Genomic DNA, 23444 nt, shown 5'->3' with positions numbered 1-23444 from the left:
TCAGATCTTCTGTGCCAGGGATACGGTAAAGATGCCCCACTCATCCACCCGCTGGGTGATCTTGCGGAAACCGGCGGCTTGCACCAGTTGATCCATTTCCGCCTGACTGCGCCGGCGCATCACCCAGGCCTGGCCCTGGCGATGGCTGGTCAATACGCGGGCGATCAGTTCCAACTGCGGGTGCCATGGCTGGCCGGTGTAGACCAGATAACCGCCGGGCTCCACGGCTTCGGCCAGGCCCGCCAGCGAACCGCCGACCATGGCGTTGTCGGCAAACAGTTCATATAACCCGGAGACCACCGCCAGCGTCGGCTTGGGCGCCAGCGCTGCCAGCTCCGCACGGTCGAACGCATCGGCTTTGATGAACTGCGCAATCTCGCCCAGGCCTTTCTCGCGGATCAACGCACCACCGTCGCGCACGTTGATGTCGCTGTAGTCACGCAGCAGGATCGATTCCGGCAGCGGCGAAACGCCCTGCAAGGCTTCGAGAATGTAGCGACCGTGGCCGGCGGCGATATCGACGATACGCACTTCGCGATCATCGGTGCGCAGCGTGGCCATGGCCAGGCGCAGCAGCTCTTCGACGTTCAGCTTGCGCTGGCGAATGCCGCGCCAGCCGATGGAGTTGAGGTAATGGGTGTCGATCATCCGCCCCAGCGCGCCTTTGCCGGTGGGCGTGTTGCGGTACACGTAGTCCAAGGTGCTACCGGAGTCGAAACCGGTGTCGAAGCCCAGCTTGACGCCGTCCGACAGGTTCTTGCCCAGGCCCATGCTGGCGCGGGTCAGGCGCCAGTACAGGTCGCGCAGGGAATTGCGCGGCAGCGGCGCGGCGAGGGCTTCGGATTCGGCACAGGTGGCGCCCAGTTTGTCGGCATCGAGCAGCGAGGCGCGGTCCAGCGAGTGCGTGAAGTTCTGCAGAATAAAACGCCGGGCGCTGCTCACGGCCACCGCACGGTCGCGCTCGCCGAGGGTGTCGTGGAAGAAGCCGGGGAGGATATGCAGCTCTTTTTTCAGGCTGCCAAGGCGGTCGAAGAACTGTTGTTGGGGTTTGCGGTGGACCACGAAGTCAGAGCCGGAGATCAGCAGTTGGGTCGGCACCTGGATCGCCTGGGCATCGGCGACAACCCGGTCGGCCGCTTCGTACAGCCCGAGCAGTACATTCACCGAAATCGCCTTGGTGATCAGCGGGTCGCTGTCGTAGGACGCGACGCGCTCCGGGTCGTGGCTGAGGAACTTGGCCTTGACGTAACTGTTGACGAAAAAGTTGCCGCGAAACCTGCGCATCAGCGCCAGGCCCGGCCGGGCGAAGGGCACATACAGTTTGACTTTGAACGCCGGGGAGGCGAGCACCAGGGCGCGGATTTTCGGTGCGTAGTCGTGGACCCAGGTGGCTGCGATCACCGCGCCGACGCTTTGGGCGATGACTGCAAGATTTTCCGCCTCGACGCCGTAAGTGGCGCCGATATGTTCGCAGAACGTCTGCACGTCGCGGGCGCTGGTGGCGAAGCTGGGGCTGTCGCCGCGCTCGCCGGGGGATTGGCCGTGGCCACGGGCGTCCCAGGCGAAGAAGTCGAAATGGGGCAGGTTCAGTTCATCGACCAGATGGGCAATGCGCCCCGAATGCTCATGGCCGCGATGGAACAGCAGGATCGCCTTGCGCGGCTCGCCGCCTGCCGGGGCGGTGGCGGGCCAGTGCCGGTAGAAAAGCTCGACGCCATCATGGGTACTGAAGGTGTGTTCTCGCTGTTCGCGCATCGCAAAATCCTTATGCAGAAGGGGAAATGTGTTGTTCTTCTTTGAGGCCCTGGCGCACTCGGTTGACCACGGTGTAGGCGAGCAGGGCGGCGACCAGCCACATCACCGTGTCGACCCAGCCGGCACCGAGCCAGCCCAGCGCCACGCCGCTGGCCAGCACGCCGAGGACGAAGGCCCGATCACTCTTGCCCATCGGCCCGTCGTAGCGCCGCGACGCGCCCACCATCGGCCCGAGCACCCCGGCGTATTCGCTGAACACTGCCAGCAAGGTCACCAGCAGCACCGGCGTCAGGCTGACGCCGGGGATCAACGCAAAGGGCAGGATCAGCGCGCTGTCGGCGATCACGTCGCACAGTTCATTGAGGTAGGCGCCCAGGCGCGACTGCTGGCCGAATTCGCGGGCGAGCATGCCGTCGATGGCATTGAGGGCCATGCGCAGGATCATCCACAGCGGGATCAGCGCGAACAGCCAGAGGTGTTGGGCGAAGCCGGCGATCAGCAGGCCGACCAGCAGGGAGATGACCCCGGCCAGCACAGTGATCTGGTTGGCGGTGGTGCCGTTGTCGTAGAGGCGCTGCACGAGGGGGCGCAGCAGGTTTTGAAAACGCGGTTTGAGCTGATAGATCGAAATCATGGGAGTGACGTTTCCTTGTCCGTAAGCCCGCGAAAAACTGGCCTGAAGTGTGCCGACTAATCGTGGCCTGCACCAGTGATGGCACGTGTTTATGGGGGGGTAGTCACGTTCCGGAGCGCGATGCAGACCAAATGTGGGAGGGGGCTTGCCCGCGATGGCGGCGGCCCCGCCAACCCATGTATTACCTGACCCTCCGCCATCGGGAGCAAGCCCGCTCCCACAGTGGGTCTGTGTTGCAGGTGAATACGGTGTTTAACGAACAAAAATTTCACGCCATGTGTTATATCGTAACGAATTATGTGTGAACGGGCATGAGTGGATGCAAGTGGATCTAGAAGCTGACGGCGCTTCGGTTGAAGGACTGCCGCGTTTTCAGCAAGGGCTGTTCCATGCCCGTCGATTGAGGCAGGCCGGTATCAGCCTGACTGCGGTGGCTATCAGCGGCTGGGTGCTGGCGTTGTTCGTCGCGCTGTTCGCCCCGTTGTCGATCTGGCCGGTGGTGTTGATCAATTGCGCGTCTGCGTTGCTGGTGCTGGTGGCCGGGTTGCAGTCGGCGTGGTGGGTGGCCGATTGGCGTGCCCAGGCGCTGGAAGCGTCGGCACCTGAGTTACTCGAAGCAGAGAGTGAACCCGCTGGCTGGCAGGCGCGCCTAGTAGGGCGTTTCGGCAGAGGGTTGCTGGCCCAGATCGGCGCGCCGGTGTTGTGGCTCGGCGGTTGGTCGTTGTTCGCGCTGGTCAGCATTGTCGAGTTCTGGAACCTGGGCTTGCCCGCGGCAGCGGTCGGCCAAGGCGCAAGTATCGGCGCTGCGCTGGCCTTGGCATTGGCCTTTGGCCTGCTGGTGTTCGAGCGGCGCCTGGCCCAGGAAACCGCCGCGCAATGGCCGGAAGCCGCGCAGTTGGCGCAACTGAGCCGGGTGGCGATTGCGTGCCTGGTGATCAGCGCGATTTGCCTGCTGTTTGCCAGTGCCGGGTCGGTGTGGCCGTTGCGCCTGGCGACGCTGGTCGGGCTGTTGCCGGCGCTGGTCGCGCTGGAGTTTCTGTTACGGGCCGCGCTGTCACTGTTCAGCCCGCGCCAACCGCGTCTCGAACCACGCCTGATGGCGCAGAGTTTTATCGCCGGGCTGCTGCGCTGGCCGCCGCAACCGCTGCAGGCCTTGCAGCACGAATTGCACAATCGCTTCGGCATCGACCTGCGCCAGATCTGGGCGTTTACCTACATGCGTCGGGCATTCCTGCCGGTGCTGCTGGTGGTGCTGGCCGTCGGCTGGGCGCTGACGGGGGTGCATGAAGTGCCCCTGCAAGGCCGTGGGATTTATGAGCGCTTTGGCAAACCGGTGCAAGTCTTCGGCCCTGGCTTGCATGCCGGGTTGCCGTGGCCGCTGGGCCGCGTGCTGAACGTGGAAAACGGCGTGGTGCATGAGCTGGCGACCAGCGTCAGCGAAGCCGCCAGCCCGGAACTCGCGGCGGCCGAAGGCCCGGCGCCGCTGATCGCCAACCGGTTGTGGGACGCCAGCCATGTGAACGACAAGTCCCAGGTGATCGCCAGCAGCCGTGGCGACAAGCAGAGCTTCCAGATCGTCAATATGGATGTGCGCTTCGTCTACCGTATCGGCCTGACCGACCAGGCTGCACTGGCCGCCACCTATAACAGCGCGGATGTGCCGACCCTGATCCGCAGCACTGCCAGCCGCATCCTCGTGCATGACTTTGCCTCGCGGACCCTCGACGAATTGCTCGGCGAACAACGCACCGGCCTGGCCGACGAGATCGGCCGCGCCGTGCAAGCGGACCTGCATACACTCGACAGCGGCGTGGAGATTCTCGCCACGGTGGTCGAAGCCATCCACCCGCCGTCCGGTGCCGCCAACGCCTACCACGGCGTGCAAGCGGCGCAGATCGACGCTCAGGCGCTGATCTCCCGCGAACGCGGCGCCGCCAGCGAACAAACCAACCAGGCCCTGCTGCAAGCCAGCACCGTCCGCGACCAGGCCCAGGCCACCGCGCACGAGGTCAATGCCGGAGCCCGGGCGGCGGACCTGCGTTTTGCCGCCGAACAAAAAGCCTACGCCAGCGCGGGCAAAGCCTTCGTGCTGGAGCAATACCTCGGCCAGCTGACCCAGGGCCTGGCTCACGCCAAGCTGTTGATTCTGGATCATCGCCTGGGCGCCGACAGTGCGCCGACGATCGATCTGCGTTCTTTTACCTTGCCGGCCGATCCTTCGGTGCCGCGTAAAGCCGTTCAATAAGGAGTCTGTCTGTTGAGCGCTCATTCTCACGATCATGGTCACCACCACCACGGCCACCATCATCACCACCATGGTGACGAACAACCCGCCGGCCCGTTCCCTTGGCGGCGCATGGCCTGGGCTGTGTTGCTGGTGTTGTTTGCAGTAGCGGCCGCCAGCCTGGTGCAAGTGCGCTCCGGCGAAGCCACGGTGATTACCCGTTTCGGCAACCCGTCGCGGGTGCTGCTGGAACCGGGCCTGGGCTGGCGCTGGCCGGCGCCGTTCGAAGCGGCGATCCCGGTGGACCTGCGCCTGCGCACCACCTCCAGCGGTTTGCAGGATGTCGGCACCCGCGATGGTCTGCGCATCATCGTGCAGGCTTATGTGGCGTGGCAGGTGCAGGGCGATGCCGACAATGTGCAGCGCTTCATGCGCGCGGTGCAGAACCAGCCGGATGAAGCGGCGCGGCAGATTCGGACGTTTGTCGGTTCGGCGCTGGAAACCACGGCGGCCAGCTTCGACCTGTCCAGCCTGATCAATACCGACGCCAGCCAGGTACGCATCAGCGATTTCGAAGCGCAGTTGCGCCAGCAGATCGATCAACAATTGCTCACCACCTATGGCGTGCGTGTGGCGCAGGTGGGCATCGAGCGGCTGACCTTGCCGTCGGTGACGCTCACCGCCACCGTCGACCGCATGCGCGCCGAGCGCGAAACCATCGCTACCGAACGCACCGCCGTGGGCAAGCGTGAGGCGGCGCAGATCCGTTCCGCCGCCGAGCGCGATGCGCGCATCGTGCAGGCCGATGCCACGGTGAAAGCCGCCGACATCGAAGCGCAATCGCGGGTCGAAGCGGCGCAGATCTATGGTCGCGCCTACGCCGGCAATCCCCAGCTGTACAACCTGCTGCGTTCCCTGGATACCCTGGGCACCGTGGTCACCCCGGGCACCAAGATCATCCTGCGCACCGACGCCGCGCCGTTCCGCGCGCTGGTGGACGGGCCGAAGGACGTCCAGCCATGATCGAGCGTGACAGCCCGGACAGCCCATGGATTCAGGCCGGGCGCCTGACGTTCATGGCGCTGTACGCGGTGACGGTGTTGGCCGCCCTGGCCTGGGCGTTTTCCAATGTGCGGCAGATCGACCCGCAGAATCGCGCCGTGGTGCTGCACTTCGGCGCACTCGATCGGGTTCAGAATGCCGGACTGTTGCTGGCGTGGCCGCAGCCGTTCGAGCAAGTCGTGCTGTTGCCGGCGGCAGACCGGGTGATCGAGCGGCGGGTCGGCAATCTGCTGCGTTCCGATGCCGCGGTGCAGGCCGATCGCGTGGCCAGCTTCGCCACGCCGTTGAGCGATGCTCTGGCCGGGTCCGGCTACCTGCTGACCGGCGATGCCGGCGTGGTGCAGCTGGATGTGCGGGTGTTCTACAAAGTCACCGAACCTTATGCGTTTGTGCTGCAGGGCGAGCACGTGCTGCCGGCGCTGGATCGCCTGGTGACGCGCAGCGCCGTGGCCCTGACGGCGGCGCGGGATCTGGACACCATCCTGGTGGCGCGCCCCGAATTGATCAGCAGCGACAACGGCGCCGCCGAGCGCCGTGAACGGCTGCGCGGCGACCTGGTGCAAGGCATCAACAAGCGCCTGGCGGAGTTGACCGCCAGCGGCTTGGGGGTGGGCATCGAAGTCACCCGCGTCGATGTGCAATCGAGCCTGCCGAGCCCGGCGGTGAATGCCTTCAATGCGGTGCTCACTGCCAGCCAGCAAGCCGACAAAGCGGTGGCGAATGCGCGCACCGACGCGGAAAAGCTCACCCAGACCGCCAACCAACAGGCTGACCGCCTGGTGCAAGTCGCCCACGCCCAGGCCAGCGAACGCCTGGCCAACGCGCAGGCGCAAACCGCCACCGTCGCCAGCCTGGCCCAGGTCAAAGACCCCGGCTTGCTGTTGCGCCTGTACCGCGAGCGCTTGCCGAAGATTCTCGGCCAGGCCGGTTCCGTGACCACGGTCGATCCCAAAGACGACTCCCGCTTGATCATTCAGGGAGCCGAACAATGAGCGCACCCATGCTGACATCCGCCGAGCAGCGCAGCGCCGCCCGGCAATTGACCCTGGCCATGCTCGCCCTCGGCTTGCTCGTGCTGGGCCTGGTGTGGCGCTGGCTGGCGCCGGACCAGAGCGGCGTCAGCCAGTTGCTGCTCGGCGTGGCCTCGCTGCTGGTGGCTGTGCCGGTGATGCGCTCGGCCTGGTACAGCCTGCGTTTTCCCAGCCTGCATGGCATCACCGACCAACTCATCGCCCTGGCGATGCTCGGCGCGTGGGCCACGGGCGATCTGCTGACCGCCGCGTTGCTGCCGATCATCATGATCTTCGGCCATGTGCTCGAAGAGCGCAGCGTGATCGGCTCCCAGGAAGCGATCCACGCCCTCGGCAAACTGACCCGCAGCCACGCACGCCTGGTGCAGGCGGACGGCAGCATCCGCGAAGTCGACAACGGCACGCTGAACAGCGGCGACATCGTCGAAGTGCGCGCCGGCGACCGCGTGCCTGCCGATGGCGTGGTGCTGTCCGGCCAGGCCAGCCTCGACACGGCGCCGATCACCGGCGAGTCGGTGCCGCTGGAAGCCAGTGTCGGCGTGCAAGTGTTCGGCGGTGCGATCAACCTCGACGGGTTGTTGCGCCTGGAAGTGACGCGTACCGGCAACGAGTCGACCCTGGGCAAAGTCATCGCCCTGATGCAGAACGCCGAGCGTTCCAAGCCGCCGATCACGCGGCTGCTGGAGCGTTACGCTGGCAGCTATATGGTGTTGGTGCTGTTGCTGGCAGCGGTGACCTGGTTTGTCACCAATGACGCCCAGGCGATGCTCGCGGTGCTGGTCGCGGCGTGCCCATGCGCCCTGGTGCTGTCGGCCCCGGCCACGGCGATTGCCGGGATCGCTGTGGCGGCGCGGCATGGGATTCTGATCCGCAGCTCGGCGTTCCTCGAAGAGTTGGCGGACCTGACCTCGCTGGTGGTCGACAAGACTGGCACCCTGACCTTCGGCACTCTGCGCCTGCAGTCCATCCAAACCACCGCGCCGGACCGCCAAGGGTTGTTGAACCTGGCGGCCAGCCTCGGTTCGGCCAGCAGCCACCCGGTCAGCCGCGCGTTGGCCGGGTTGGCGAGCCAGGAACAGCTGTTGGTGCTCACCGACATCCGCGAACGCCAAGGCCTCGGCGTGGTGGCCCAGACCGCGCAGGGCGAAGCGGCCTTGGGCCGGCCGGAGTTGTTCGAGCAGTTGGGCATCGTCACCACCCGCGTCCCCGACCATGATGGCCCGATTGCCGGGCTGGCGTTGAACGGTGCGTTCCTCGCCTGGCTGTTGCTGGCCGACAGCGTCAAACCGGAAGCCCGCCAGGCCCTGCAAGAGCTGCGCGACCTGGGCCTGGGGCGGCAACTGCTGCTGACCGGCGACCGCCAAAGCGTGGCCGACAGCCTGGCCCTCGACGTGGGCATCAGCGATGTCGAAGCCCAGGCGTTGCCGGAAGACAAGCTCAACCGCGTGTTGGGCGAAATCAGCAGCGGTTTCCGGCCGATGGTGGTGGGCGACGGCATCAACGACTCCCTGGCGCTCAAGGCCGGCGTGGTCGGCGTGGCCATGGGCGCGGGCGGTGCGGACATTGCGTTGGCCTCGGCGGATGTGGTGTTGATTGGCAGCGACTTGCGCCGCCTGGGCACCTGTGTGCGCTTGAGCCGACGGTGCCGGCAGACGTTGCAGGTCAATGTGATCATCGGCCTGGGCTGGACGCTGGCGATCGTGGTGTTCGCTGCGTTTGGCTGGTTGGGCGCCGCCGGCGCAATGATCGCGGCGGTGTTGCACAACCTCAGCACCTTGCTGGTGCTGGGCAATGCCGGGCGGTTGCTGCGGTTTCAGGAGCCGCTGTCGAAGCTGGAGGAATAAATCCCAGGTTTTTTTTGAAGGTGCTGTAACGGCAAGGGGGCACCTCACTCTAGTGCTATGTCGCGACTGAGCATTCCGCTCAGCCGACCTAACCACGATTTATGAGGATGACCCCATGACCATCAAAAACGTCGTTTCCGGTGCTGCCCTGGCTTTCGCTGCCGCCGCCTTGTTTGCCGGTGTCACCACCCAGGTCCAGGCCGCCGACGCTCCGGTTCATTGCTACGGCGTAACCTCCTGCAAAGGCATGAATGACTGCAAGACCGCTGAAAACGCCTGCAAGGGCCAGGCAGTCTGCAAGGGCCATGGCTTCAAGGCCATGACCAAGGCTGCGTGCGACGCGGCCGGTGGCAAAGTCGGCGCGTAATCGGCCTCGCGTACCCCGCAGCGGTCGCCGTCACCGCTGCGGACACTTTTGCCCAGGAGTGCCTGATGTCTACATCCCTTCCGAGCCTGGGTTACGGCCTGGGTCTACGCAGTGAGTACTACCAGCAGATCCTTGAACAATCGCCGGCCGTGGATTGGTTCGAAGTGATCTCCGAGAATTACCTGGTGCAGGGCGGTAAAGCCTTGTACTACCTGGACGCAATCGCCGAGCGCTACCCGTTGGTGATGCACGGTGTGTCCCTGTCCATCGGCGGGCCCCATCCGCTCGATACCGATTACCTCAAGCAACTCCAGCAACTCGCCGCGCGCATCCAGCCGGCGTGGATCTCCGATCACCTGTGCTGGAGCCGCGGCAGCGCGCATCAATTGCATGACTTGCTGCCCCTGCCGTACACCGAAGAAAGTTTGTATCACGTGGCCAGTCGCGTGCTTCAGGTACAGGATGTGTTGCAGCGCCCGCTGGTGCTGGAAAACGTCTCCAGCTATGTGCGCGCCAAGGCGGATGAATTCACCGAGTGGGAATTCCTCAACGCGCTGACCCACTTGACCGGGTGCCAGTTGCTGCTGGACGTCAACAATGTGTACGTCAGCTCGCGCAATCATGGCTTCGATGCCTGGACGTTCATTCACAACCTGCCGCCGCAGAGCATCCGCCAGCTGCATCTGGCGGGGCATATGGACTACGGCGATTACGTGGTCGATACCCATGACCACCCGGTGTGTGATCCGGTGTGGGCGCTGTATCAACAGACCTTGGAGCACCTGGGCCCGGTCTCGACGTTGCTCGAGCGCGACGACCATTTCCCGCCGTTCGAAGACTTGCTCAGCGAGTTGGACAAGGCCCGGTCGCTGGGGGCGAGCGCCTTGCTCAGGAGAACGCTATGCGCCTGACAGATTGGCAACGGGCCTTCGAAGAGCATTTATTAGCCGAAACGCCCGTGGCCGGCATTGGCTTTGCCGCCACCTTGCTGGGTGGTCCTACGCTGGATGTGGAAACCGGCCTGGCGATTTATCACAACGCCTACCTGTCGCGCTTGCAGGACGTATTACGGCAGGACTTCGGCGCCCTCTGGTATTGGCTGGGCGATGACGAATTCGCCTCGCTGACCGAGGCCTACGTGCGTCGCTATCCGTCCGCCCATTACAGCCTGCGCTGGCTGGGCGAGCGGTTTGCGGGGTTTATCCAAGAGCACCTGGTGGCTGAACAAAGCGCGCCGTTGGCCGAGCTGGCACGGCTGGAGTGGGCGTTTACCCTGGCGTTCGATGCGCCGCCGGGCACGCCGCTGACCCTGGACGACATGGCGCGACTGCCGCCGCCCGACTGGCCGGGCTTGCAGGTCACCCTGGCGCCGACCGTTCAGCAGATATTTTGCCGCTTCAATACCGTCGAAACCTGGCGTGCCGCCAAGGCTAAATCGGCCTTGCACGCCGGCCAGCCTCTGGACGCGCCGCAGGTCTGCCTGGTGTGGCGCGATCAGCAGATATGCCGCTACCGCAGCCTGGAACCCGCGCAAACCTGCGCCCTGGCGGGCATGGTGAGCACCGGCTGGTGTTTTTCAGAACTGTGCGAACGGTTGGCGGTCAGTCATGGAGAGGGTGCGCCCCTGCAAGCAGTCTCATGGCTGAAACAGTGGGTTCAGGACGGTTTGCTCGAACGCCGGATTCCATAAGCGCAGGTTATCAGATCGATAGCTTCCTACCCGGTCGTCGGATGGTCTACCCTCTTTCCAGACGTCTGAAACAAGGGGGGACTACTCATGCTCGCGCAACTTCCACCGGCCTTACAGAATCTTCAGCTACCGCTGCGTCTTCGACTCTGGGACGGCCATGAATTCAACTTGGGCCCTGAGCCCAGTGTGACCATCGTGGTGAAGGACCCCACGATTGTGTCCAAGCTTTCCCATCCCACGCTCGATTCATTGGGCGAAGCCTTCGTCGAGGGCAAACTGGAGCTGGAAGGCTCCATCTCCGAGGTGATCCGGGTGTGTGACGAGTTGAGTCACGCCCTGGTCGATGACGATGGGGGCGATCGTCCGGTGCGCTCGTTCCACGACAAGGCCACTGACGCAGCGGCGATTTCCTACCATTACGACCTGTCCAACGAGTTCTACCAGCTGTGGCTCGACCAGGACATGGCGTATTCCTGCGGTTATTTCGAAACCGGCAGCGAATCCATCGATCAGGCCCAACAAGACAAATTCCGCCACCTGTGCCGCAAGTTGCGCTTGCAGCCGGGGGAGTATTTGCTTGATGTCGGCTGTGGTTGGGGCGGGCTGGCGCGGTATGCGGCGCGGGAGTTCGGGGTAAAGGTGTTCGGCATCACCCTGAGCAAGGAGCAACTGGCCCTGGCCAAGGCACGCGTGAAAGCCGAGGGCCTGGACGATCAGGTGGACCTGCAACTGCTCGATTACCGTGATCTGCCCCAGGACGGTCGTTTCGACAAAGTGGTGAGCGTGGGCATGTTCGAACACGTCGGCCACGCCAACCTGGCGCAATACTGCAAAACCCTGTTTGGCGCGGTGCGCGAAGGCGGGCTGGTGATGAACCATGGCATCACCGCCAAGCACACCGACGGACGCCCCGTGGGCCGCGGCGCCGGGGATTTCATCGAGCGCTACGTTTTCCCCAACGGCGAACTGCCGCACCTGGCGATGATGACCGCCGAACTCAGCGAAGCCGGGCTTGAAGTGGTCGACGTGGAAAGCCTGCGCCTGCACTACGCACGCACCCTGGACCACTGGAGCGAACGCCTGGAAGACAACCTGGAAGCGGCGGCGAAGATGGTGCCGGCGCAGGCGTTGCGCATCTGGCGGTTGTACCTGGCCGGTTGCGCCTACGCGTTTGCGCGGGGCTGGATCAACCTGCACCAGATCCTGGCGGTAAAACCCCACGCCGATGGCAGCCATGAACTGCCGTGGACGCGGGAAGATATCTACCGCTGAAGCATTTTCCCACAGCCCCGCAGATCCAAATGTGGGAGGGGGCTTGCCCCCGATTGCGGTGTGTCAGCTAGCGGATTGGGCACTGATTCACCGCTATCGGGGGCAAGCCCCCTCCCACATTTTTACCGCAGCGTCTGTTGGTGAAGCGGTGAAACACGCCGTGCGATCCGCATACTGGCGGTAAAACCCTTCGCCGATGGCAGCCATGAACTGCCGTGGACGCGGGAAGATATCTACCGCTGAAGCATTTTCCCACAGCCCTGCAGATCCAAATGTGGGAGGGGCAAGCCCCCTCCCACTTTTTACCGCGGCGTCTGTTGGTGAAGCGGTGAAACACGCCGTGCGATCTGCATACTGGCGGTAAAACCCTTCGCCGATGGCAGCCATGAACTGCCGTGGATGCGGGAAGATATCTACCGCTGAAGCATTTTCCCACAGCCCCGCAGATCCAAATGTGGGAGGGGGCTTGCCCCCGATGGCGGTGTGTCAGCTAGCGGATTGGCCACTGATTCACCACTATCGGGGGCAAGCCCCCTCCCACTTTTTACCGCAGCGTCTGTTAGAGAATCGGTGAGATAAGCCGCGCGACCCGCATGCCCAGTTGTTGTAGGCGGCGGGTTTCGCGGCTTTCTTCCTGGCTGACTTCATGGGCCTGGGCGAAGTCATCGAGCAGCATGTGTTCCACTTGCTGGGCGAAGGCTTCATCGACGGTCAGCAACATCACCTCGAAATTCAGGCGGAACGAACGGTTGTCCATGTTCGCACTGCCGATGGCGCTGATTTCGCTGTCGACCAACACCACTTTCTGGTGCAGAAACCCCGGCGTATAGCGGAACACCCGCACCCCGGCGCGCACCGCTTCGATCGCGTAAAGGCTGGAGGCGGCATACACGATGCGGTGGTCGGGCCGCGACGGCAGCAGCAGGCGCACGTCGACCCCGCGCAGCACCGCCAGGCGCAGGGCGGCAAACACCGCTTCATCCGGGATGAAATACGGGCTGGTGATCCACACCCGCTCGGTCGCGGCGTGGATCGCTTCGACAAAAAACAGCGAGCAGGTTTCATAAGGGTCGGCCGGACCGCTGGCGAGCAATTGGCAGAGCACGCCGTTTTCGGGGTAGGTGTCCGGCAGGATCAGCGGCGGCAGTTCCCGCGCCGCCCAGAACCAGTCTTCGGCAAACGATTCCTGCAGGCACGCCACCACCGGGCCGGTGACCTGCACATGGGTATCGCGCCACGGCGCCAGCGGCGGCTTTTTGCCCAAGTACTCATCGCCGACGTTATGCCCGCCGACAAACCCGGTGATGCCATCCACCACCACGATCTTGCGGTGGTTGCGGAAGTTGACCTGGAAGCGATTGAGCCAGCCGCTGCGGGTGGCGAACGCCTTGACCTGCACCCCGGCGTCGCGCAGCGTTTGTGCATAGTGAGAGGGCAGGGCGTGGCTGCCGATGCGGTCGTAGAGCACGTAGACGGCGACGCCTTGGGCGGCTTTTTCCTTCAGCAAGGCATGCAACTGCCGACCGAGCTCGTCGTCATGAATGATGAAGAACTGGAACAGCACGGCGGTTTTGGCGCGGCGAATTGCCTCGAAGATCGCACTGAAGGTGGCGTCACCATTGATCAGCAAACGCACTTCATTATTCGCCAGGCACGGCATGCGGCCCAGCTTCGGCATCGCTCGCAGGGAGGCGTAGGCGCTGGAGTTGCGGGCGGCCAGGGCTTCCTCGACCCACGGGCGCCAGTTCAGCTCGTTGATCGCAGTGTGCATTTCCTGGTTGGCCTGGCGCCGCGCCTGGATGTACGCATCGAAGGTGCTGCGGCCGAAGATCAGGTATGGGATCAGCGTGAGGTAGGGTATGAACATCAGCGACAACGCCCAGGCAATCGAGCCTTGGGCGGTCCTGACGGTCAGCACTGCATGGATCGCGGCGAGCGTCCCGAGAAAATGCAGCGTGGCGATGAAGTAGGCGAGCAGGTGCGGGCCAAAAAAATCCATGGACGATGGTACTCCAGGCAATCCAGTGCCTAACAGACCATGTTCGGTCAGGAATGTCGCTATTTTATTTGCCGTGCAACACTGGCGCTTTTGTGGCGTCTAATGCCCACAATTATCCAGGAGTTACCCGATGAATGCTCGTCTGCTAGGTTTGGCCATGGTTATTGGTTTGTCGCTGCCCGTGGCGGCCCAGGCGCAGATGCTGGCGCCTGGTTTGTGGGAATTGACCACGAGCAACATGAAAGTGGATAACCAGGACCTGCCGGATTTGTCATTGATCCTCGGTCAGCTCAAGCAACAAATGACCCCCGAACAGCGCGCCATGCTGGAGAAACAAGGCATCACCATGGCCGGTAAAGGCGTGCAGGTGTGCCTCACCCCCGCCCAGGTCGCCTCCGACGCGATCCCGCTGACCGATCCGCAGTCGGGCTGCAAACAGCAAGTGACCGACAAGAGCGGCAACCAGTGGAAATTCCGTTTCAGCTGCCCGAAAGCCCAGGGCACCGGCGTGGCCACCTTCCAGAGCCAGAAGGAATTCACCACCACGGTCAACGGCACCTTCAATGCCACCGGCATTCAGCAGAAGGGCAGCCTGGACAGTCACGCCCAGTGGCTGGGGGAAAACTGCGGCAGCGTCAAACCGCGCGCTTAACGCTGAAAGTGCAGGGGCAGGCCCTGGCAGCTGTCGACCACCTGGCCGGTGTGCCAGGCCAACTGGCCCGACACCAGAGTGGTGCTGACGCTGTGGCGAAAGCGGCGCTCGGCGAACGGTGTCCAGCCGCAGCGCGCCAGGATCGGCTGGCTGCGGACCGGCTTGCCTTCGGGTTCGGGTTTGATCAGCACCAGGTCGGCCCAATAGCCTTCACGCAGGTAGCCACGGTCCGGGATCGCGAACAGGTCGGCGACGCGATGACTGGTTTTCGCCACCAGGGTGGTCAGCGGCAGCAGCCCATCGGCCACCAACTCCAGTAACGCCGGCAACGCATGTTGCACCAGGGGCAAACCCGACGGCGCCTCACCATACGCCAACTGCTTTTGCGCCCAGGTATGCGGTGCATGGTCGGTGCCGATCACATCCAGCCGCTCGCCGAGCAGGGCCAGGCGCAAGGCGTCGCGGTCGGCGCGGGTCTTGATCGCCGGGTTGCATTTGATCTGGTGGCCCAGGCGGTGATAGTCGCGGTCGTCGAACAACAGGTGATGGACGCAGACCTCGGCGGTGATGCGTTTCTGCGCCAGCGGCTGGTCTTCGAACAACGCCAACTCGCGGGCGCTGCTCAGGTGCAACACATGCAGGCGCGTGCCGTGGCGCTTGGCCAGTTCCACCGCCAGTGAAGACGAGCGATAACAGGCTTCGGCATCGCGGATCAGCGGGTGGGCGGCGGCAGGGAGGTTGTCGCCGAAACGCTCGCGCAAGCGCTGTTCGTTGGCCTGGATACTCGGCGTGTGTTCGCAGTGGGCCAGCAGGATCGTCGGCACATCGGCGAACAGGCGCTCCAGAATCCGTGGATCGTCCACCAGCATGTTGCCGGTGGACGCGCCCATGAACACTTTGACCCCGGCCACTTGCCGCGGGTCGAGCGCGGCGACGGTGTCGAGGTTGTCGTTGCTGACGCCGAAGTGAAAACCGTAGTTGGCCACCGAGTGCTGGACGGCGCGGCGTTTTTTGTCGGCCAGCGCTTCCAGGGTGAGGGTGGCCGGCCGGGTGTTGGGCATGTCCATGAAACTGGTGATGCCGCCGGCCACCGCTGCACGGGATTCGCTGTAGAAACCGCCTTTGTCCGGCGCGCCGGGTTCGCGAAAGTGAACCTGGTCATCGATCATCCCCGGCAGCAGCCATTGACCGTGGGCGTCGATTTCCACAGGCGCCGTGTGCCCCGTGATGCTGCTGGCGATCTTCTCGATACGGCCATGGGCGACCAGCACGTCGGCGTCGAATACCTGGCCTTCATTCACCAGTCGGGCGTTGCGGATCAACAGGCGGCTCATGCTTCAGAACTCGTTTTGCAGGGCTTTGTAACCCTGCACCAGATCGACGTTGGTACGCGCTACGTCCTCGGAAAACTCCGACGCGCTGACGCTCACCGGCGGGAATTGCGACAGGTCGGTGTTGGGCCCGATGCGGGTGGTCGAAGGCACGTAGAACGCGGCGGGCAAGTCGCGGCCGTCGACCACCGAGTTGTGGCGCACCACGCAGCCGTCGCCGACGGCGCAGTTGAACAACACGCTGTTGAAGCCGATGAACACGCGGTCGCCGACGCTGCAGGGGCCGTGGACGATGGAGCGGTGGGCGATGGAAGTGAACTCGCCGATGGTCACCGCCGCGCCGGATTTGGAGTGGATCACCACGCCGTCCTGGATATTGGAGTTGGCGCCGATGGTGATCGGGTCCATGTCGCCGCTGGCGTCGACTTCGTCCGCGCGGATCACGGCGTAGGGGCCGACGAATACGTTCTCACCGATGATGACCTTGCCGCAGATGATCGCGGTTTTATCGACGTAGGCCGATTCGGCAATCACCGGCAGATCACCGGATGGGTTCTTGCGGATCATGGTTTGCCCAACGCGGCGCACAGGGTGTTGAGGTTGTATTCGAACAGCCCGATAAAGGTGCTGGCCGGGCCTTCTGCGGCGAGGGCGTCGGAATACAGCGTGCCGCCGATCTGCGCGCCGCTTTCGCTGGCGATCTGTTTGAGCAGGCGCGAGTCCTTGATGTTTTCAATGAACACGGCTTTGACCTTATCCTTGCGGATCTGAGTGATCAGCGCGGCGACTTCGGCGGCGGAAGGCTCACGCTCGGTGGACAAACCCTGAGGCGCGAGGAACTGGATGCCATAGGCCTGGCCCAGGTAGCCGAACGCGTCATGGGAGGTGACGATGCGGCGGTTGCCCGCTGGCAGTGCGCCGAACTTGGCCTTGGCCTCGGCGAGCAAACGGTAGATGTCTTTCAGGTACGCCTGGCTGTTGCGCAGGTAGTCGGCCTGGTTGGCTGGGTCGGCGGCCACCAGCGCCTTGGTGATGTTGTTCACATAGATTTCGGCGTTGGCCAGGTTATGCCAGGCGTGCGGGTCCGGGATGGTTTCGCCGTCTTCTTCCATGGTGTGGGAAATCACGCCTTTACTGGCGGTAACCACGGTGGCGCGGGTTTCGGTGCTGGTCACCAGGCGGTCCAGCCACGGCTCGAAGCCAAGGCCATTTTTGATGATCAGCTTGGCCTTGAGCAGCGCCTTGGCGTCGTCCGGGGTCGGCTCGTAGGTATGAGCGTCGGCGTCGGGGCCGACCATGTTGCTGATCTGGATGTGTTCGCCACCGATCTGGTGGGTAATGTCGTCGAGAATACTGAAGCTGGTCACCACCTGGAGTTTGTCGGCGGCCTGGGCCATGGACAACGGCAGTAGCAGACTGAACAACACGAGTAGAGCACGCATCGGGAGACACCTCATTGGGATGACAGCAAGGGCGGGCGGCGCAGCAAGCCATGCACCGGACCGAAGATCACGGACAGCAGGTACCCACCGCCAGCCACCAGCACAATCGCCGGGCCGCTGGGCAGTGAGTAGTAGAACGACAGCAACAAGCCAAGCCACACCGACAGGCATCCCAGCACTGCCGATACCGCAATCAGCACCGGCAAGCGCCGGCTCCAGAAGCGGGACGCGATGGCCGGCAACATCATCAAACCCACCACCATCAGCGCGCCGATGGCCTGGAAACCGATCACCAGGTTCAGCACCACCAGGGTCAAAAACAGCCCGTGGGCCAATGGGCCGAGGCGGCTGACGGTTTGCAGGAACAGCGGGTCGAGGGTGTCCAGCAGCAGCGGTTTGTAGATCAGCACCATGGCGACCAGGCTGAAACCAGAGACCCAGAGCATGCCGGTCAAGGTGGTTTCGTCGACGGCCAGGGCCGAGCCGAATAGCAGGTGCAGCAGGTCCAGGCGCTTGCCGGCAAGGCCGAGGATCAGCACACCGGCGGCGAGGGAGATGGGGTAGATGGCGGCCAGGCTGGCGTCTTCGCGCAGGCCGGTGCGACGGGTGATCCACGCGGCCAACCCCGCCATGCTCAGGCCGGCGCCGAGGCCGCCGATGGTCAGCGCGGGCAGGCTCAGGCCGGCGAACCAGAAACCCAGGGCGGCACCGGGCAGGATGCCGTGGGCGACGGCGTCACCGATCAGGCTCATGCGCCGCAGGATCAGGAACACCCCCAGCGGCGCGGTGCTGCAAGCGAGTACCAGGCCGCCGATCAAGGCGCGGCGCATGAACACGAAGTCGAGAAACGGCATCCACAGGTGGGCGGTGAAGTGCATCAGGCCACCTGCATGTGCGGTTGCGGGCGGATCAGTTCTTTGCTCGGCCCGAACCGGCAGCCCGTGCTTTTGATCTGCACCACTTGCTGGGTGTATTGACGCACGGAGGCCAAGTCATGACAGACCACGACCACCGTGCGGCCTTCGTCATGCCAGGTGTGGATATGTTTCCAGCACAGGGCCTGGCCGTCTTCGTCGAGGGCGGCGTGGGGTTCGTCGAGCAGCAACACCGGCGCTTCGGCCAGGCTCATGCGGGCGAGCAGGGCGCGTTGCAGTTCGCCGCCGGACAAGGCCATCAACGGGCGCTGTTCCAGGCCGCTGAGGCACCAGTCTTCCAATACGGCGTGCAGGCGTTCGCTGCGTTGTTGCGGGGTGAGTCGGGTGCCCCAGAAACCGGCGGCGACCAGCTCTTGCAAGCTGATGGGGAACTGCCGATCGAGGTGTTGTTGCTGGGGCAGGAAGGACACGCCGCCGCGACGCGGCACATCCACGCGGATTTTGCCCGCCAGCGGCTTTTGCAGGCCGGCGATGACTTTGAGCAGGCTGCTTTTACCGCAGCCGTTGGGGCCGATCACGCCGGTAAGGCTGCCGGTTTCCAGGGTGAAGTCCACGGCGGGTGTCAGGGGTTGGCCGGGGGCACCCCAGCGCAAAGCGGTGCAGGTGATCATGCTGAGTGTCTCGTCCAACGGCTTTCAGCCACGGCATCGTGCGCGTGCAGGCTTTCGGCGTGGATCACTTTGAGGTGGAAGGCTTGGACGGCATCCGAGCGTTTCAAGGCGAGGTTCAAGCGACGGGCAGCGTCTTCGCAGAACATCAGGTTCTGCCCGTTGGCCAGGGCGAAGGCTTGTTCGTCCGCACGTTTCACCGCGGTTTGCACGGCGGTGCCGAGGGCGGCTTCGGCGGTATTGATCAACTCGGTCAGCGCCAGCTGCTCGCCGCGCAACTGGACGCGCAGTTGCGCGCTGCTGCGCTGGCTGTGGGGCGTGGCGACGATGCCGTTGGCGCTACCGAGCCAGGTCAGCACATCGGCGTGCTGCAACGGCGTGTTGCCGAAATCTTCGAGAAATTGCTGCTGAATCAACTGCCTGGCGAGGGCCGCCGAGCACGGGCAGGTTGAGGAATAAGTCACCTCGATGTTTAGTTCCACGTGGAACATCTGGTTTTCCACGCGCGCTTCGATACTCACCGGGTAGCCCTTCCAGCCAGCCAGTGGGCTGACCAATGCCGGGCGCTTGAGCAGCAGACCGGTGTGGATACGCAGGTAGGCGTTATTAGATAAACCTTCATGACTGTCGAGAAAACGCTGCAGTACCTTACGCAGAAGTGCCGGAGTCAGTGGCTGCTGGTCGAGCATCTCCAGCGCCAGGTACAGGCGCGACATATGAATGCCACGGGCGGCACCGTCGTCCAGGCTGACGCCGGCATCGGCCGTGGCGGCGAGGCGTTGGTCGTCGATCAAAATAGGCAAGGCGATGCCGCACATGCCCACCCAGTCGAGCGGCAAGGCTTGGCGTGAAGCCTGCGCGGCGATATCCGGCAGAGTCAGCGCATTCATGAGCAGGTCCATCGTTGGCGATAAAAAAGACATGTTATATTATAACGATTGAGTCGACGATGAATTTTCTGCTCCGGCCTTTTTTCAGTCATGTCGAGTAAGGACGCTCCTTTATTTGCGGTATTTGTCATGCACAGACGTCAGCTCCTCAACCTGCTCCTGGTCAGCCCGCTGTTCACCTTGCCCTTCACCGCGTCGGCCACGCAGATTCGCAACGCCCGCCTGTGGCGCTCGGACGACAAGCTGCGGCTGGTGTTCGACCTCAGTGGCCCGGTGAACTACAAGACTTTTTCCCTGACCGCGCCGGAACGCCTGATCATCGACCTGAGCGGCGCCGGGCTCAGTGGCGACTTCTCTCAGTTGGTCTTGAAGAACAGCGGGATCACCTCGATTCGCTCCGGGCACTTCGGCAAGGCGGATACGCGCATCGTGCTGGACCTCGCTACGCCGATGCAGCTCACCAGCTTTTTGTTGCCGCCCCAGGATGGGCAAGGGCACCGCCTGGTGCTTGATCTCACCAGCGCCACCCAGGTGCCTCACCCAATAGCGGCCGCACCCCGGCCGCTGGTCGACAGGGCGCACCCCAAGCGCGACATCATCGTGGTGGTCGACCCCGGCCACGGCGGCAAAGACCCCGGTGCCATTGGTTCCAAGGGCCAGCGCGAAAAAGACGTGGTGCTGTCCATTGCGCAATTGCTGGCCAAACGCTTGAAGCGCGAGAAAGGGTTCGATGTGAAGCTGGTGCGCAACGATGACTTCTTCGTGCCGCTGCGCAAGCGCGTGGAGATCGCCCACAAACACAACGCCGACATGTTTATCTCGGTGCATGCGGATGCGGCGCCACGGATCACCGCGTCGGGGGCTTCGGTGTATGCCTTGTCCGAAGGCGGTGCCACCTCGGCCACGGCGCGGTTCATGGCGCAACGGGAAAACGGCGCCGACCTGCTGGGCGCCACCAGTCTGCTGAACCTCAAGGACAAGGACCCGATGCTGGCCGGGGTGATTCTCGACATGTCGATGAACGCCACCATCGCCTCCAGCCTGCAACTGGGCAGCTCGATCCTGGGCAGCCTGGAAGGCATCACCTCGTTGCATCAAAAGCGTGTGGAACAGGCCGGATTCGCGGTGCTCAAGTCACCGGATGTCCCGTCGATCCTGGTGGAGACCGGGTTTATCTCCAATGCGCGGGACAGTGCGCGGCTGGTCACGGCGCGGCATCAACAGGCGGTGGCGGAGGGTTTGTTCCTCGGCCTGCAGCGCTATTTCCAGAAGAACCCGCCGGTGAACAGCTACATGGCTTGGGTCCAGGAACAGAAACACAACCAGGCCTAACAGCCGGTCACACGGCTGCAGGTGAACGTGGCGCTGGCGCCACCGGAGCTGGAAAACCGGTTGATCGTGGTCCAGCCCACACGCCGCGTGTAGCCGACCCACGCTTCACCGTCCGAGGCCAAGCCGGTGAAGAACGTCAGTTGCCCGTAGCGGCTGTTGGTTTGTGCCCAATAGCGCCTGCCGATCGCCTCGAAACCGCGCAGATACGTGGTGCTGCCAACCGTCGCCACGCTGTAGGCATTGCCCAGCGGATCGATGCAGGCCAGCAGGTTGGCGCTGCGCGTGCAATTGGCCGACAGGCGCGGCACTTGGGCGCAGGCCTGGGTCGTGATGAGCAACAGCAGGCTACAGAGTAGATATTTCATAGGGCTTCTCGACGTAGACAGGCGCCAGCATTGCTCCGTTGGTCATGATGAGCAAGCGGGGGATTGGCTTATTTGCGTTGTTATAATATAACATTAAGTACAGCCCGGCTTGAACGGGCGGCCTGATGAGAATGACCTGATGCCCAATCGTCTCCCCGTTACCGTGTTGTCCGGCTTTCTCGGCGCCGGTAAAAGTACGCTGCTCAACTATGTCCTGCGCAACCGCGACAACCTGCGGGTGGCGGTGATCGTCAACGACATGAGCGAAATCAACATCGACGGCGGCGAGGTGCAGCGCGACGTCACCCTCAACCGCGCCGAAGAAAAACTGGTGGAGATGAGCAACGGCTGCATCTGCTGCACCTTGCGTGAAGACCTGCTCGAAGAGGTCGGAAAACTCGCCAGGGATGGTCGCTTCGATTACCTGTTGATCGAATCCACCGGCATCTCCGAACCGTTGCCCGTGGCCGAAACCTTCACCTTTCGCGATGAAAACGAGCAGAGCCTGGCCGATATCGCGCGCCTGGACACCATGGTCACCGTGGTCGACGGCATGAACTTCCTGCTCGACTACCAGGCCGCCGAAAGCCTCGCGTCGCGGGGCGAAACCCTTGGCGAAGAAGACGAACGCTCGATCACCGACCTGTTGATCGAGCAGATCGAATTTGCCGACGTCATCCTGATCAGCAAAATCGACCTGATCGGCCGCCACGAGCGTGAGGAACTGATGGCCATCCTCGAACGCCTGAACGCCCAGGCCGAGATCATTCCGATGGTCATGGGCGAAGTGCCGCTGAACAAAATCCTCAACACCGGCCGCTTCGACTTCGAACGCGCCGCCCAGGCCCCCGGCTGGCTGCAGGAACTGCGCGGCGAGCATGTGCCGGAAACCGAAGAGTACGGCATCGCCTCCACGGCTTACCGTGCGCGCCGTCCGTTCCATCCGCAGCGCTTTTTCGAGTTTATCGACCGCCCTTGGGTGAACGGCAAACTCCTGCGCTCCAAGGGCTTTTTCTGGCTGGCCAGCAAGCCGCAGGACGCCGGCAGTTGGTCCCAGGCCGGTGGCCTGATGCGCCATGGTTTTGCCGGACGTTGGTGGCGTTTTGTGCCGAAAAGCCAGTGGCCGCAGGACGAAGAAAGCGTCGCCGCGATCATGGGCCACTGGCAAGCAAGCACTGGCGATTGCCGTCAGGAACTGGTGTTCATCGGGCAGAACATCGACTTCGCGCAGATGCGTGCCGAACTGGACGCCTGCCTGCTGACCGATGAAGAAATGGCCCTGGGCGTCGACGCATGGCGCTTGCTGGCCGATCCTTTTGGCCCTTGGTATGAAGAGGCGGCCGCCTGATGCTGGCACCGCTCATCCCCCTGCGCCCGGTGATCCGCCAGACCTGCGGCGACACCCCGCTGGCGCTGTCCGAGATTCTCGAAGACGGCGTCAACCTGGCGCTGTGGCAGCGCCAATTGCCGTTGCACATCGCCGAGTTCGGCGCCTTGCTGGTGGCGCTCGACGAGCCGTTGGCCGAGTCGCTGGTCATCGAGTTGGCCAGCGACGACGCGGTGCCGAACGTGCAGGGATTAGCCGCCTGCTGCCGCGATCTTGAGGGTTACGAAGGGTTTATCGCCGATGTGTCATGGCTGGTCGGCGCGTTTGCCTGCCTGCTCGGCGCCCGTCGGATCGGCGTGCGTTTGCGCCTGTTGGACAAAGCCATGTGCCCGCGCTTTCACGTCGACCATGTGCCAGTGCGCCTGATCACCACCTATGCCGGCATCGGCAGCCAATGGTTGCGCGAAGGCGTGATGGACCGCCGCCAGTTGGGCCAGGCGGATGCCGAGCCCAGCGAGCGTATCGAGCAGATTCACTGCGGCGAAGTGGCGTTGCTCAAAGGGACGAAGTGGCATGGCAACGAAGCTCACGGCCTGATTCACCGCTCGCCGCAGCTTAAAGCCGATGAGCGACGGTTAATTCTGACGCTGGATTGGCTGGCATAACCGCGTAGGATCAAACGCT

22 protein-coding genes are annotated in these 23444 nt (G+C 63.6%); 12 read left to right on the top strand and 10 right to left on the bottom strand.

The annotated features are described in order from the left end of the window. The gene (locus MOQ67_RS00750; protein WP_448675778.1) at positions 1-1755 is read right to left on the bottom strand and encodes a bifunctional alpha/beta hydrolase/class I SAM-dependent methyltransferase; all 1755 of its coding nucleotides are present in this window, start codon (positions 1753-1755) and stop codon (positions 1-3) included. 10 nt (positions 1756-1765) lie between these two features. After that, positions 1766-2389 (bottom strand): CDP-alcohol phosphatidyltransferase family protein, encoded by a 624-nt coding sequence (locus tag MOQ67_RS00745; protein ID WP_104904215.1) that lies wholly within the window; start codon positions 2387-2389, stop codon positions 1766-1768. A 319-nt stretch (positions 2390-2708) separates the two neighbouring features. Here MOQ67_RS00745 and hflK (MOQ67_RS00740) point away from each other — a divergent pair, with 319 nt between their 5' ends. From hflK (MOQ67_RS00740) to cfaB, 8 genes are all read left to right on the top strand, one after another. Beyond that, positions 2709-4634: a protease modulator HflK gene (hflK, locus tag MOQ67_RS00740; RefSeq protein ID WP_448675777.1), complete on the top strand. Its 1926-nt coding sequence runs from the start codon at positions 2709-2711 to the stop codon at positions 4632-4634. 12 nt (positions 4635-4646) lie between these two features. Then, entirely contained in the window at positions 4647-5636 is a 990-nt protein-coding gene (hflC, locus tag MOQ67_RS00735) for a protease modulator HflC (protein ID WP_017850060.1), read from the top strand. Then, positions 5633-6667 carry a protease modulator HflK gene (gene hflK / locus MOQ67_RS00730; RefSeq protein WP_017850059.1) on the top strand — a complete coding sequence of 345 codons (1035 nt, stop codon included), beginning with the start codon at positions 5633-5635 and terminating at the stop codon, positions 6665-6667. Before hflC ends, hflK (MOQ67_RS00730) begins: the two co-directional genes overlap by 4 nt. After that, positions 6664-8550 (top strand): cation-translocating P-type ATPase, encoded by a 1887-nt coding sequence (locus MOQ67_RS00725; RefSeq protein ID WP_026140408.1) that lies wholly within the window; start codon positions 6664-6666, stop codon positions 8548-8550. Before hflK (MOQ67_RS00730) ends, MOQ67_RS00725 begins: the two co-directional genes overlap by 4 nt. Positions 8551-8665: 115 nt before the next feature. Continuing rightward, a complete protein-coding gene (gene bufA2 / locus MOQ67_RS00720) occupies positions 8666-8917 on the top strand; it encodes a BufA2 family periplasmic bufferin-type metallophore (RefSeq protein WP_046381596.1) in 252 nt (83 codons plus the stop codon). A 65-nt stretch (positions 8918-8982) separates the two neighbouring features. After that, positions 8983-9828 (top strand): MNIO family bufferin maturase, encoded by an 846-nt coding sequence (gene bufB, locus MOQ67_RS00715; protein ID WP_017850056.1) that lies wholly within the window; start codon positions 8983-8985, stop codon positions 9826-9828. Next, positions 9819-10607 (top strand): HvfC/BufC N-terminal domain-containing protein, encoded by a 789-nt coding sequence (locus MOQ67_RS00710; protein WP_017850055.1) that lies wholly within the window; start codon positions 9819-9821, stop codon positions 10605-10607. The genes bufB and MOQ67_RS00710 overlap by 10 nt, the downstream gene beginning before the upstream one ends. An 87-nt stretch (positions 10608-10694) precedes the next feature. Next, positions 10695-11879: a C17 cyclopropane fatty acid synthase CfaB gene (gene cfaB / locus MOQ67_RS00705; protein WP_126589441.1), complete on the top strand. Its 1185-nt coding sequence runs from the start codon at positions 10695-10697 to the stop codon at positions 11877-11879. A gap of 559 nt (positions 11880-12438) precedes the next feature. On the opposite strand, the gene cls is transcribed toward cfaB, so the two are convergent. Next, positions 12439-13878: a cardiolipin synthase gene (gene cls, locus MOQ67_RS00700; protein WP_017850053.1), complete on the bottom strand. Its 1440-nt coding sequence runs from the start codon at positions 13876-13878 to the stop codon at positions 12439-12441. Between the two features lie 130 nt (positions 13879-14008). Between cls and MOQ67_RS00695 the strand changes: the two genes are divergently transcribed. Further along, a complete protein-coding gene (locus MOQ67_RS00695; protein ID WP_017850052.1) occupies positions 14009-14530 on the top strand; it encodes a DUF3617 domain-containing protein in 522 nt (173 codons plus the stop codon). On the opposite strand, the gene MOQ67_RS00690 is transcribed toward MOQ67_RS00695, so the two are convergent. The 6 genes from MOQ67_RS00690 to folE2 are packed head-to-tail and all read right to left on the bottom strand — an operon-like array spanning position 14527 to position 19736. Further along, entirely contained in the window at positions 14527-15864 is a 1338-nt protein-coding gene (locus MOQ67_RS00690; RefSeq protein WP_057005200.1) for a dihydroorotase, read from the bottom strand. The genes MOQ67_RS00695 and MOQ67_RS00690 overlap by 4 nt on opposite strands. Before the next feature lie 3 nt (positions 15865-15867). After that, positions 15868-16428, bottom strand: a complete 561-nt coding sequence (locus tag MOQ67_RS00685) for a gamma carbonic anhydrase family protein (protein ID WP_017850050.1) — start codon at positions 16426-16428, stop codon at positions 15868-15870. Beyond that, positions 16425-17303: a metal ABC transporter substrate-binding protein gene (locus MOQ67_RS00680; RefSeq protein WP_017850049.1), complete on the bottom strand. Its 879-nt coding sequence runs from the start codon at positions 17301-17303 to the stop codon at positions 16425-16427. The genes MOQ67_RS00685 and MOQ67_RS00680 overlap by 4 nt, the downstream gene beginning before the upstream one ends. 11 nt (positions 17304-17314) lie before the next feature. Then, positions 17315-18181: a metal ABC transporter permease gene (locus tag MOQ67_RS00675; protein ID WP_017850048.1), complete on the bottom strand. Its 867-nt coding sequence runs from the start codon at positions 18179-18181 to the stop codon at positions 17315-17317. After that, positions 18181-18849 (bottom strand): metal ABC transporter ATP-binding protein, encoded by a 669-nt coding sequence (locus tag MOQ67_RS00670; protein WP_126589103.1) that lies wholly within the window; start codon positions 18847-18849, stop codon positions 18181-18183. The genes MOQ67_RS00675 and MOQ67_RS00670 overlap by 1 nt, the downstream gene beginning before the upstream one ends. After that, a complete protein-coding gene (gene folE2, locus MOQ67_RS00665; RefSeq protein WP_102618680.1) occupies positions 18846-19736 on the bottom strand; it encodes a GTP cyclohydrolase FolE2 in 891 nt (296 codons plus the stop codon). Before folE2 ends, MOQ67_RS00670 begins: the two co-directional genes overlap by 4 nt. 129 nt (positions 19737-19865) lie before the next feature. On the opposite strand from folE2, the gene MOQ67_RS00660 reads away from it, so the two are divergent. Further along, complete coding sequence (locus MOQ67_RS00660) at positions 19866-21068, top strand: N-acetylmuramoyl-L-alanine amidase (protein WP_017850045.1); 1203 nt, start codon at positions 19866-19868, stop codon at positions 21066-21068. Here MOQ67_RS00660 and MOQ67_RS00655 read toward each other — a convergent pair. Beyond that, positions 21065-21433: a glutamine synthetase gene (locus tag MOQ67_RS00655; protein WP_126589102.1), complete on the bottom strand. Its 369-nt coding sequence runs from the start codon at positions 21431-21433 to the stop codon at positions 21065-21067. The genes MOQ67_RS00660 and MOQ67_RS00655 overlap by 4 nt on opposite strands. 139 nt (positions 21434-21572) lie before the next feature. Between MOQ67_RS00655 and zigA the strand changes: the two genes are divergently transcribed. Further along, positions 21573-22781: a zinc metallochaperone GTPase ZigA gene (zigA, locus tag MOQ67_RS00650; protein WP_017850043.1), complete on the top strand. Its 1209-nt coding sequence runs from the start codon at positions 21573-21575 to the stop codon at positions 22779-22781. Then, positions 22781-23425 carry a DUF1826 domain-containing protein gene (locus tag MOQ67_RS00645; RefSeq protein ID WP_126589101.1) on the top strand — a complete coding sequence of 215 codons (645 nt, stop codon included), beginning with the start codon at positions 22781-22783 and terminating at the stop codon, positions 23423-23425. The genes zigA and MOQ67_RS00645 overlap by 1 nt, the downstream gene beginning before the upstream one ends. Positions 23426-23444: the final 19 nt, after the last annotated feature.

The sequence above is a fragment of the Pseudomonas sp. LY-1 genome, assembly GCF_053502595.1.
This window is presented reverse-complemented; position numbering and strand designations above follow the sequence as displayed.

Coding starts and splice junctions, on each gene's coding strand:
- bufB (WP_017850056.1), top strand. CDS start 8,983: ATGTCTACATCCCTTCCGAGCCTGGGTTACGGCCTGGGTCTACGCAGT.
- cls (WP_017850053.1), bottom strand. CDS start 13,878: ATGGATTTTTTTGGCCCGCACCTGCTCGCCTACTTCATCGCCACGCTG.
- hflK (WP_017850059.1), top strand. CDS start 5,633: ATGATCGAGCGTGACAGCCCGGACAGCCCATGGATTCAGGCCGGGCGC.
- MOQ67_RS00750 (WP_448675778.1), bottom strand. CDS start 1,755: ATGCGCGAACAGCGAGAACACACCTTCAGTACCCATGATGGCGTCGAG.
- MOQ67_RS00710 (WP_017850055.1), top strand. CDS start 9,819: ATGCGCCTGACAGATTGGCAACGGGCCTTCGAAGAGCATTTATTAGCC.
- hflK (WP_448675777.1), top strand. CDS start 2,709: ATGCAAGTGGATCTAGAAGCTGACGGCGCTTCGGTTGAAGGACTGCCG.
- MOQ67_RS00655 (WP_126589102.1), bottom strand. CDS start 21,433: ATGAAATATCTACTCTGTAGCCTGCTGTTGCTCATCACGACCCAGGCC.
- MOQ67_RS00685 (WP_017850050.1), bottom strand. CDS start 16,428: ATGATCCGCAAGAACCCATCCGGTGATCTGCCGGTGATTGCCGAATCG.
- folE2 (WP_102618680.1), bottom strand. CDS start 19,736: ATGAATGCGCTGACTCTGCCGGATATCGCCGCGCAGGCTTCACGCCAA.
- MOQ67_RS00675 (WP_017850048.1), bottom strand. CDS start 18,181: ATGCACTTCACCGCCCACCTGTGGATGCCGTTTCTCGACTTCGTGTTC.
- MOQ67_RS00690 (WP_057005200.1), bottom strand. CDS start 15,864: ATGAGCCGCCTGTTGATCCGCAACGCCCGACTGGTGAATGAAGGCCAG.
- cfaB (WP_126589441.1), top strand. CDS start 10,695: ATGCTCGCGCAACTTCCACCGGCCTTACAGAATCTTCAGCTACCGCTG.
- MOQ67_RS00745 (WP_104904215.1), bottom strand. CDS start 2,389: ATGATTTCGATCTATCAGCTCAAACCGCGTTTTCAAAACCTGCTGCGC.
- MOQ67_RS00645 (WP_126589101.1), top strand. CDS start 22,781: ATGCTGGCACCGCTCATCCCCCTGCGCCCGGTGATCCGCCAGACCTGC.
- zigA (WP_017850043.1), top strand. CDS start 21,573: ATGCCCAATCGTCTCCCCGTTACCGTGTTGTCCGGCTTTCTCGGCGCC.
- MOQ67_RS00670 (WP_126589103.1), bottom strand. CDS start 18,849: ATGATCACCTGCACCGCTTTGCGCTGGGGTGCCCCCGGCCAACCCCTG.
- MOQ67_RS00660 (WP_017850045.1), top strand. CDS start 19,866: ATGCACAGACGTCAGCTCCTCAACCTGCTCCTGGTCAGCCCGCTGTTC.
- MOQ67_RS00725 (WP_026140408.1), top strand. CDS start 6,664: ATGAGCGCACCCATGCTGACATCCGCCGAGCAGCGCAGCGCCGCCCGG.
- MOQ67_RS00680 (WP_017850049.1), bottom strand. CDS start 17,303: ATGCGTGCTCTACTCGTGTTGTTCAGTCTGCTACTGCCGTTGTCCATG.
- bufA2 (WP_046381596.1), top strand. CDS start 8,666: ATGACCATCAAAAACGTCGTTTCCGGTGCTGCCCTGGCTTTCGCTGCC.
- MOQ67_RS00695 (WP_017850052.1), top strand. CDS start 14,009: ATGAATGCTCGTCTGCTAGGTTTGGCCATGGTTATTGGTTTGTCGCTG.